Source organism: uncultured Nevskia sp., assembly GCF_903885465.1.
Lineage (GTDB): Bacteria > Pseudomonadota > Gammaproteobacteria > Nevskiales > Nevskiaceae > Nevskia.
On sequence record NZ_CAISIQ010000354.1, the window covers coordinates 1 to 10,188 of the forward strand.

The 10,188-nt window shown below is 64.3% G+C and carries 11 protein-coding genes; 4 read left to right on the forward strand and 7 right to left on the reverse strand.

Going from position 1 to position 10,188, the window contains the following annotated elements; genetic code table 11:
• The 3 genes from QZY06_RS14045 to QZY06_RS14055 all read left to right on the forward strand — a co-directional run.
• Positions 1-558: argininosuccinate lyase (locus tag QZY06_RS14045; RefSeq protein ID WP_295685601.1), on the forward strand; the 558-nt coding region annotated here is incomplete at its 5' end.
• Positions 559-693: 135 nt separating this feature from the next.
• Positions 694-2,643, forward strand: coding sequence for a CocE/NonD family hydrolase (locus QZY06_RS14050; RefSeq protein WP_295685605.1), 1,950 nt, complete (start codon positions 694-696; stop codon positions 2,641-2,643).
• Positions 2,644-2,649: 6 nt separating this feature from the next.
• Entirely contained in the window at positions 2,650-3,549 is a 900-nt protein-coding gene (locus QZY06_RS14055) for an alpha/beta hydrolase (RefSeq protein ID WP_295685610.1), read from the forward strand.
• Between the two features lie 87 nt (positions 3,550-3,636).
• Here QZY06_RS14055 and speA read toward each other — a convergent pair whose 3' ends face one another.
• Positions 3,637-5,520, reverse strand: coding sequence for a biosynthetic arginine decarboxylase (gene speA, locus QZY06_RS14060; protein ID WP_295685614.1), 1,884 nt, complete (start codon positions 5,518-5,520; stop codon positions 3,637-3,639).
• A 75-nt stretch (positions 5,521-5,595) separates the two neighbouring features.
• Here speA and speE point away from each other — a divergent pair, with 75 nt between their 5' ends.
• A complete protein-coding gene (speE, locus tag QZY06_RS14065) occupies positions 5,596-6,450 on the forward strand; it encodes a polyamine aminopropyltransferase (protein ID WP_295685617.1) in 855 nt (284 codons plus the stop codon).
• A 20-nt stretch (positions 6,451-6,470) separates the two neighbouring features.
• On the opposite strand, the gene QZY06_RS14070 is transcribed toward speE, so the two are convergent.
• From QZY06_RS14070 to QZY06_RS14095, 6 genes are all read right to left on the reverse strand, one after another.
• A complete protein-coding gene (locus QZY06_RS14070; protein WP_295685621.1) occupies positions 6,471-6,941 on the reverse strand; it encodes a DUF4124 domain-containing protein in 471 nt (156 codons plus the stop codon).
• A gap of 10 nt (positions 6,942-6,951) precedes the next feature.
• Entirely contained in the window at positions 6,952-7,341 is a 390-nt protein-coding gene (locus QZY06_RS14075) for a DUF4124 domain-containing protein (RefSeq protein ID WP_295685624.1), read from the reverse strand.
• Between the two features lie 56 nt (positions 7,342-7,397).
• Positions 7,398-7,736: a P-II family nitrogen regulator gene (locus QZY06_RS14080; RefSeq protein ID WP_022976257.1), complete on the reverse strand. Its 339-nt coding sequence runs from the start codon at positions 7,734-7,736 to the stop codon at positions 7,398-7,400.
• A 228-nt stretch (positions 7,737-7,964) separates the two neighbouring features.
• The gene (locus QZY06_RS14085; protein WP_295685629.1) at positions 7,965-9,518 is read right to left on the reverse strand and encodes an ammonium transporter; all 1,554 of its coding nucleotides are present in this window, start codon (positions 9,516-9,518) and stop codon (positions 7,965-7,967) included.
• Positions 9,519-9,549: 31 nt separating this feature from the next.
• A complete protein-coding gene (gene glnK / locus QZY06_RS14090; protein WP_022976259.1) occupies positions 9,550-9,888 on the reverse strand; it encodes a P-II family nitrogen regulator in 339 nt (112 codons plus the stop codon).
• A gap of 99 nt (positions 9,889-9,987) precedes the next feature.
• The coding region (locus QZY06_RS14095) for a hypothetical protein (protein ID WP_295685631.1) at positions 9,988-10,188 on the reverse strand (201 nt) is incomplete at its 5' end.

Consider the following 10,188-nt stretch of genomic DNA (forward strand, 5'->3'; position numbering starts at 1 on the left):
CGCTTCTGCACCGGCTCGTCGATCATGCCGCAGAAGAAGAACCCGGACGTGCCCGAACTGGTGCGCGGCAAGACCGGCCGCGTGGTCGGCGATCTGAATGCGCTGCTGGTGCTGATGAAGGGCCAGCCGCTGGCCTATAACCGCGACAACCAGGAAGACAAGCCGCCGCTGTTCGATGCCCACGACACCTTGTCGGCGAGCTTGCGGCTGTTCGCGGCGATGCTGCCGAATGTCACGGTCGAACGCGCCACCTGCCGCGCCGCCGCGTTCAAGGGTTATTCGACGGCGACCGATCTGGCCGATTACCTGGTCAAGCGCGGCCTGCCGTTCCGCGACGCTCATCACGCGGTGGGCTCGGCAGTCGGTCATGCAGTGAAGAAGGGCTGCGATCTGTCCGAGCTGTCGCTCGATGAGCTGCGCGGCTTCTCGGCGCTGATCGAAGCCGACGTGTTCGAGGTGCTGACGCTCGACGGCTCGGTGAATGCGCGCAATCACTGGGGCGGCACCGCGCCGGCGCAGGTACGCGCGGCGATTGCGAGAGCGCGCAACCGCGGCTGATCGCGGTCGTCGGCCGAGCCCGATGTAGAAAACGCCCGGCGAGGGGTATCATCGCCCCTCAGTGAACAAGCGTTCTCGTTCGACCCGGCGATCACAGCCGGGCGAAAGCGGAACGCCTCATAACGGGAGGGGACAATGGGCATCGTGAACTTCGGCAGGGCTTCCCTGCGCGCCGCCGGCATCGCCGTGGCCATCTTCCTCGCAGCCTGCGGCGGCAGCAGCGCCCCGGACGGCTCGACGACGACAACGCCGTCAGCCAGCGCGGACTGGTCGACCCTGGGCAGCCGCGAGGCTACTGCCGCTGACGGTGTAGCGATCGGCAGCAACAGCAACGCCAGCTGGACCGCCTACGATCCGCCGGCCGGCTACGCCGGCATCGCGCGCTCGCCGGTGCAGTACATCACGATGCGCGACGGCATCCGCCTGGCCACCTACGTGACCCTGCCAGCGGATGCCGCTGGCAATCCGGAGACCGGCCCGTTCCCGGTGGTGCTGGTACAGACGCCCTACAACGGCGTGGTCGGCAGCCAGGTCGACGCCCTCGGCGGTGCCGATCCGTACATCGTCCGGCACGGCTACGCGACCGTGATCGTCGACGTGCGCGGCACCGGGCAGTCCGAAGGCGTCTGGGAAGCGTTCGGTGAAACCGAGCAGGGCGACTACGCCGAAGTCACCGAATGGGCGGCCACTCAATCGTTCAGCAACGGTCGCATCGGTCTGTACGGCGTCAGCTACCTCGGCATCTCGACGATGCTGACCGCCGCCCAGCATCATCCGGCGGTGAAGGCCGCGTTCCCGATCGTGCCGATCGGCGACGGCTACCGCGACATCGTCTTCACCGGTGGCCAGATCAACCCGACGTTCATCCCGCTTTGGCTGAGCCTGATCACCGTGCTCGGCGTGACCAACCCGACGGCGCTGACCGATCCGGCCAACGGCCTGCCGATCGTCCTCGAACACATCACCAATGCCGCGCTGAAATTCCAGGCGCCGCTGATTCTCAACGCCCTGGCCGGCGATCCGGATACCGCCTATGACGGCCCGTTCTGGCGTACCCGCTCGCCGCTGGAAGTGCTCGACGCGGTGCGCGTGCCGACCTTCGTCGTCGGCGGTCTGCGCGATCTGTTCCAGCGCAGCGAGCCGATGAGTTACGAAGTGCTGAAGCGCAACGTCCCGGCGAAACTGCTGATCGGCCCGTGGACCCATCTCGACGCTGCGTTCGGCGCTGGCCTGCCGGTCGATAGCGTGCCGCTGCTCAACCAGATCGAGCTGCGCTGGTTCGATCAGTACGTGAAGGGCCTCGACGTGGGCGCCGAGACAATTCCCAACGTCACCCAGTGGGTCTACGGCGCCGAGCGCTATGTGACGGCCCGCGACTGGCCGCATCCGGATGCCAGCGCGCTGCGCCTGTTCCTGCACGGCAGTCACTTGCTGAGCAGCGTAGCGCCCGCCGCTGGCGAGCCGGTCAACCGCGCGCTGCAGGTGCCGATCGCCGGTCTGTGCTCGGCCTCGACGGTGCAGTGGACGGCCGGTGCCGCCGGCTACATCCCACTGCCCTGCTTCGAGAATTCGAATGCCTCGGACCGCCTGGCGATCGTCTACGAGACCGCCGCACTGACCGCGCCGATGTATCTGAATGGCCCGATCCAGGCCGACATCTGGATGGACAGCACGGCCGGCGACGCCGGGCTATCGATCCGCGTGTCCGATGTCGACGAGCGCGGCATCGCGCGCACGCTGACCAACGGCCTGCAGACCGCGAGCCTGCGCGCCGTCGATGCGGCGAAAAGCCGGACGCTCGATGGCCAGATGATCCAGCCCTGGCATCCATACACGCAGGCATCGGTCGAGCCGCTGCCCAGAGGCGAACCGGTGCTGGTCCCGGTCGAAGTGTTCCCGACCAGCGCGGTGATCGCACCCGGCCACAAGCTTCGCGTCTCGGTCAGTGCCAGCAACCTGCCGCAGGGCGTGCCGCCGCTGCCGACCCTGCTGCAATCGCTGGCCGGCGTCCTGACCATCTACAACGATGCGGCGCGGCCCTCGAGCATCGTGCTGCCCGTCGTCCCCGCCACCGCTCTGAACTGAAGCCCCATGCCCCATCTGACCACCCGCGACGGCGCCCGCCTCCACTATCTCGACGTCGGCCGAGACCGCGGCCCGGCCTGCGTGCTGTTGCACGGCTTCGGCATGCAGGGTGCGATGTGGCTGCCGGTGATCGCGCCGCTGCTGCTCAAGCAGCGCTTCATCCTGCCGGACCTGCGCGGCTTCGGCGGTTCGCATGGCCTGCGCATCACCACGCCGCAGCTGATCAACCAGCACGCCGATGACCTCGCCGATCTGATCGAGAGTCTGGGGCTCGATCAGGTCCGCCTCGCCGGCCTGTCGATGGGCGCCTGCACGGCGATGGACTATCACGCGCGCTACGGCTTTGATCGCGTGCACAGCTATCTGCACATCGATCAGGCGCCGCGGATCATCAATGGCGACGACTGGCAGCACGGCGTACTCGGCAGCGTGCAGACCGAGCGGCTGGCCGACTGGAGCGATCTGCTGCACCGCCTGAAGATCTATCGCGACACGCCGTTCGATCGTCTGCCCGGCCATCTGCGCCAGCGCTTCTGGGCGCTGCTTGCCGAGTTCCTGAGCTTCGCGTTCAGCCATCGCGGCTGGCGCGGTGCGGCCAGCCTGACTCGCTACGACCAGCTTGCGAAGCGCCTGGTGCCGACCACCAACTGGACGGTCTACGTCGACTCGCTGCGTTCCTATCTGGAAGACGGCTTCGACTGGCGCGAATCGATGAGCACGATGCAGAAACCGATGACCGTGATGATCGGCGGCCGCTCGGCGATGTATCCAGCCGAAGGCCAGCGCCTGCTCGGCACCTTGGTGCCGCACGCCAAGCTGATCGAGTTTCCGAACTCGGGCCATGTGATTCCGTTCGAATCACCGCGGCGCTTCATTACCGAGTTCGGGCGCTTTCTGCGGGCTTGAAAGCTTTCCTCACGCAAAGGCGCCAAGACGCCACGGAAAGGCCATAGATCCCGAGCTTTTCTTGGCGCCTTTGCGTGAGACCTGCTTTTAGCTCAGGTAGGTATACCCACTCAAACCGGCTTCGAGTTCGGAGAGCAGCGCGCTGCGCGTTGCCTGCGGCAGATCCGTCGCCGCGAATTTGCGGCGATAGCTCTGGGCTAGCGCTTCCGGTGCGAGGTGCACATAGCGCAGCAGCTCGTCGGTGCGGTCGCCATGCTCCGCACCTTCGAGCCGCCAAGAGTCGCCTTTGACGACGACGTTCACCGCGTTCGTATCGCCGAACAGGTTGTGCATGTCGCCAAGAATTTCCTGGTAGGCGCCGACCATGAACAGCGCCAGTCGATAAGGCTCGTCGTGCTTTAGTTCATGCAGCGCCATCGTCGACACCACGCCTTCGCGATCGACATAGAGATCGAGACGGCCGTCGGAATCGCAGGTCAGATCGCAGAGCCGGCCGCGGATCGACGGGCGCTCGTTCAGACGATGGATCGGCACGATCGGAAACACCTGGTCGATCGCCCAGGCATCGGGCACCGACTGGAACACCGAGAAATTGCAGAAGTACTTGGCCGACAGCTTTTCGCGCAGTTCGTCGAGGGCATCGCGCTCGGCGCGAATGGTCGGATCGAGCTTCGGCAGCACTGCTCGGGCAACCGTGTAATAAGCGCGTTCGGCGTAAGCGCGATCACGCAGCGGAATCAGGCCGAGCGTGTACTGGGTCTGGGCATCGGACAGGTAGTTGGCGGCGTCGTGCAGGCACTCGATCGGGCCGTCGGCGTCGATGTGGCCCGGCAGTTCGTGCAGTGCGCGCAACGCGGCCGGCGCATCGGCATGCGGCGCTTCGAGCACGCCGCTGGGCGCGACTTCGGAATCGACCACCGAGGTGATCAGCACCGCGTGATGCGCGGTCAGCGCGCGGCCGCTTTCGGAGATCAGATTCGGCTGCGGCTCGCCGGCGGTCTCGCAGACTTCGGCCAAGGTGCGGATGATGTTGCGCGCGTACTCGCGCACCGAGTAGTTCATCGAGCAATAGCTGCGCGAGCGCGTGCCTTCGTAGTCGACGCCGAGGCCGCCACCGACATCGACGGTATCGACCGGCGCGCCGAGCTTGCGCAGCTCGACGTAATAACGTGCCGCTTCGCGCATGCCGCGCGCCACGTCCTGCACGTTGGCAACCTGCGAACCGAGATGGAAATGGACCATGCGGACCGCATCGAGCTTGCCGGCCGCACGCATCATCTCCACCGCTTCGAGCACCTGCGGCACGGTCAGGCCGAACTTGGATTTCTCGCCGCCGGTGTTCTGCTGGGTCGATTCGGAAACCGCCGACAGACGCACGCGCAGACCGATGATCGGTTCGACATCAAGCGCCACCGATTCCGCCAGCACCAGCGGCAGTTCGGAGAGCTTCTCGACGACGATGTAGACCGTGTGACCGAGCTTGGCGCCGATCAGCGCGCGACGGATGTAGCCGCGATCCTTGTAGCCATTGCAGACGATGATGCTGCCGGGCGGCGCCAAGCCGAGCACCGCCGCCAGTTCCGGCTTCGAACCGGCTTCGAGGCCGACCCGCTCGCCGCCGTGCTCGACGATCGCTTCGACCACCGAGCCCTGCTGATTGACCTTGATCGGGTACACGGCCGTGTAGTGGCCGCTGTAATGCAGCTCCTTGATGACGTACGCGAAGGCACCCGTCAGCACGTCGACACGATCCTTGAGGATGTCGGTGAAGCGCACCAGCACGGGCAGGTCCAGACCTTCGCGTGGCAGGCGCTCGGCGAGCTCGTGCAGATCGATGGTCACAGCCGAACCCGCACCCTGCGGCCGCACGATCACATGGCCAGCATCGTTGACGTCGAAGTAGCCATCGCCCCATTTGGCGATGTTGTAGAGGTCGACCGAATCGGCGGGGGTCCAGTTGGGCTGCTTCATTCCGTCACTCAAGGCCGTCACTCAATTCAAATACTCCAAACCGTATACTCGCCCGTCATTTCTGGAGCGCGACAAATGTCATTGGATAACACTTGGTTTTCGGAGCCCGTCGATGCGACGGGGACGGCATTTTCGCTGAAACTCGGCGAGCGCGTGCACAGCGAGCAGACGCCGTTCCAGAAGATCGAAATCTTCAAGACCGAAACCTTTGGCTGGCTGATGACCATCGACGGCTGCACGATGGTGTCGACCCGCGACAACTTCCTGTACCACGAGATGATGTCGCACCCGGCGCTGAACTCGCACCCGGCGCCCGAGCATGTGGTGATCGTCGGCGGTGGTGACTGCGGCACCTTGCGCGAAGTGCTCAAGCACCCGGAAGTGAAGACCGCGACCCAGGTCGAGATCGACGAGCGCGTGACGCGCCTGTCTGAGCAGTACTTTCCCGAGTTGTGCGTCGCCAACAAGGATCCGCGCGCCACGCTGTTCTTCGGCGACGGTCTGGCCTGGATGAAGGACGTGGCACCGGCCAGCCTCGACGTGATCATCATCGACTCGACCGATCCGGTCGGCCCGGCGGAAGGCCTGTTCGGCGCCAAGTTCTATGTCGACTGCCTGCGTGCCCTGAAGCCGGGCGGTCTGCTGGTGCAGCAGTCGGAATCACCGATCCTGCATCTGCCGCTGATCACCGAGATGCACAAGTTCATGCGCCAGGCCGGTTTCGCCCAGACCCGCCTGATCCATTTCCCGCAGACGATCTATCCGAGCGGCTGGTGGAGCGGTTCGATCGCACAGAAGACGGCTGGCCCGCTGGCCGCGCGGCTCGACGAGAAAGCGATCGAGGCGATGGATTGCCAGTTCTACAACGTCGATACGCATGCAGCAGCTTTTGCATTGCCGACTTTCGTCAAGAAGGCGATTGCCGGCTGATTGCCGACGGCACGCCGCGGTCAGCGGCGCTGCTCGACCTCGATTTTCCTGACCTTCGGCGCCGACGCCGCCAGCCGCTGCTCGCGATACAAGCTGGCGGCGGCGCCAGCGCTGCAATAGCGCTGGACGTTGCGTTCGGCCGTCTCCACTTCAAGCGCCTGCTGGCGGGCCGATAGTAGATAGGCGTTGCCTACCGGATCCCGGCCATAGACCTTTCGAGCGCCGCGGAACACGGCAGCGCGATCGCGGGCATTGGCGCAATCCCTGGCCACGGCTTCGATGAACTCGCGTGGCGTGGTGGCTTCGATCTGTTCGGGGACGTTTCGCTGGTTGAGATACTGCAGAGTCAGCCGCTGCTTGAGGCTGTTCTGATCGTCGTAGTGCGTGTTGCCCTGGGCATCGACCCATTTGTAGGCGCCGGCCGCATGGGCAACGTCGGCTACGCCTGCGGTGGCCAGCAACAGCACGACGATGATCGGGCGCTTGGGCAAGGTCGTGACGTCAGTTTTCGCCGCAGGTGCTGCGAACGGCGGCTTCGGTGGTTTCGATCAGCTTCTTGATCTGGGCGTCATCGTAATCACGGGTTTCGCCGAGCGCATTGGTTTCGGTAACCCGGCTGGCGCTGCTGTAGCGCTTGAGCTGCTCGCGCTTGGCGGCACAGGCAGCCTGATCGATCGCAGGCGCGTTGGCGCCACCGTCGAGACCGCTGCTGGTTGGTTTGATCAGGATCGATTTCGCCGGCCCGCGGGTACTGTCGCCGTAGTGAACCACGCCATTGCCATCGGTCCACTTGTAGACCCGGCTTTGCGCCGCCGCAGGCATTGCTGCCGACAGGTTCAGCAACAGCACTGCCAGCGAAATCTTCAACGACAACGCACTGTGCAGTTTCATGGGACAGCCTCCTGTGGATCTGCAGGCGGCGGTCCGGGATTGGGGACGCTAGCGTGTCAGACCGCGTCGACGCCCGATTCTCCGGTGCGGATACGAACCGTCTGATTGAGATCGTAGACGAAGATCTTGCCGTCGCCGATCTGTCCGGTCTTCGCGGAACGGGCAATCGCCTCAACGGCCTTGTCGACCTGATCGGGGGTCAGCGCCACTTCCAGCTTGATCTTCGGCAGCAGATCGATGGTGTATTCGGCACCGCGATACAACTCGGTATGACCTTTCTGGCGGCCAAAGCCGCGCACTTCCGTCACCGTCATGCCTTGAACGCCCGCTTCGGCGAGCGCTTCACGCACGGCGTCGAGGCGAAAGGGCTTGATGATGGCGATCAGCATTTTCATTTTTGGTTTCTCGTTCCTGAAGCACTTTGCGAGTGTAAAGATTCTTGCTTGTTTGAGTAGTCCGCGCCAGGGACGGCGCGGTCTTGTACAGGATGTACACGCTCATAAAAAAGGCGGACCCGGCGACAGGTCCGCCCAATGACAACTTCCCTTGGAGAACTCGGTTCGCGCCACCTGCCAGCGGAAAAGACTTCCGCTGGCAGGCTTGGGGCGCTTACGACAGAACGCTTACGGGTTGTAGGCCTTCTCGCCGTGCTCGGCGAGATCCAGACCTTCGGCTTCGGCGTCTTCCGACACCCGAATGCCCATCGTGAACTTCAGTGCCAGCAGCGTGACCGCGGAGACCACCGCGCTGAGCACCACGGCGACCAGCACCGCCTTGACCTGAATCATGATCTGGCCCGAGGAGTAGCCCGGAACCATATCGACCCAGTTGTTGTAGACGCCAACGCCGCCCTTGGCCGGATCGACGAACACGCCGGTCAGGATGGCGCCGATGATGCCGCCAACGGCGTGGACGCCGAAGGCATCGAGTGCATCGTCATAGCCGAGGATCGACTTCAGGTAGGCCACTGCGAAGAAGCAGACCACGCCGGAGACCAGACCGATGATCAGGCCGCCGCCGATGCCGACGAAGCCGCAAGCCGGGGTGATCGCCACCAGACCGGCAACCGCGCCGGAGATGATGCCGAGCAGCGAAGGCTTGCCCTTGAACAGCCATTCCGCGAAGAACCAGGACACGCCGGCAGCAGCCGTGGCGAACGCGGTGTTCGCGAAGGCCAACACGGCGTAGCCGTTGGCTTCGAGGTTGGAGCCGGCGTTGAAGCCGAACCAGCCGAACCACAGCAGGGAGGCACCGATCATGCTCATCACCAGGCTGTGCGGTGCCATCGGCACCTTGCCGTAGCCCGAACGCTTGCCGAGGATGATCGCCGCCACCAGACCGGCAACACCGGCGTTGATGTGGACGACGGTACCGCCTGCGAAGTCCAGCGCGCCCAGCTGCCACAGATAACCCGCGGTTGCGTTGGTGGCGTCGATGACATCGGCACCCGTGTACGCATCCGGACCCGCCCACCACCAGACCATGTGGGCCATCGGCAGGTAGGACAGCGTGAACCAGATCACCGAGAAGATCAGCACGGCCTTGAACTTCATGCGCTCGGCGTAGGCGCCGGCGATCAGGGCCACGGTGATGCAGGCGAAGGTCATCTGGAACACCGCGAACAGCAGTTCCGGAATGACGACACCCTTGGAGAAGGTCGCAGTCGCCGTGAAGAACCCGTTGGCGTCATAGACAACGCCCTTCAGGAACATCTTGTCGAGCGTGCCGAAGAACGGTCCGGTGCCACTGAAGGCCACCGAGTAACCGTAGACCACCCAGAGCACGCCGATCAGACAGAAGATCGCGAACGTCTGGGTCATCGTCGACAGCATGTTCTTGGAGCGGACCATACCGCCGTAGAACAAGGCCAGGCCCGGCAGCGACATCAGCAGCACGAAGGCTGTCGATACCAGCATCCAGGCGATGTTGCCTTCGTTGAACACCGGCGGCTTGGCCGCTACGGCCGGAGCCGCGTCGGCGGCCGGGGCTTCGGTGGCTGCCGCTTCGGTGGCGGCCGGAGCCGCGGCATCGGGAGCTGCGGCTTCGGCCGCAGGTGCAGCAGTCGCTTCAGCAACCGGGGCGGCCGGTGCTGCGGCCTCCTCGGCGAATGCAATGCCGCCCGCAGCCGTCAGGCTGGCGAACAACAGTGCTCGGGAAAGCTTGCCAAGAGAAATCATCGGGGGTCCCCTAAAAGTATTGAGCCGTCGTTCAGAGCGCGTCGCGCCCGGTCTCGCCGGTGCGGATGCGAATGGCCTGGTCGAGCGAAGTGACGAAAACCTTGCCGTCACCGATCTTCCCGGTGTGTGCCGACTTGGTGATCGCTTCGATCGCGGATTCGAGCTTGTCGTCGTCGATGGCAACTTCGATCTTCACTTTCGGAAGAAAATCGACGACGTACTCCGCTCCCCGGTACAACTCGGTATGGCCTTTCTGGCGGCCGAAGCCCTTGACTTCAGTGACGGTGATGCCGGCGACGCCGATCTCCGACAGGGCTTCACGCACCTCGTCAAGCTTGAAAGGCTTGATGATGGCTGTGATCAGTTTCATGCACGCAACTCCTGGTTATCGTCGGCGGCGAACCGCCCTGGCGCTGGTGCAGGCTGGGGTCTGCAAACAGCCGGTCAGGTTTAGCACGGAGCGTGCCATTCACCTGCCGACGAACGGCTTTTGCTGCGCTTCGCACGGCATTGATGACAGCGGCTCATTCGAAGCTGCGCGGATAGCCCGGAAACACGCTTCGGGCGCTTGGCCGCGCTTCGTCAAAGCTTCGTGAGCAGCCGATGAAAGGTCCATCAATGAGCCTGAATCCGTATAGTCACGAGCCGGATTCAATCCCGATCCAGTACC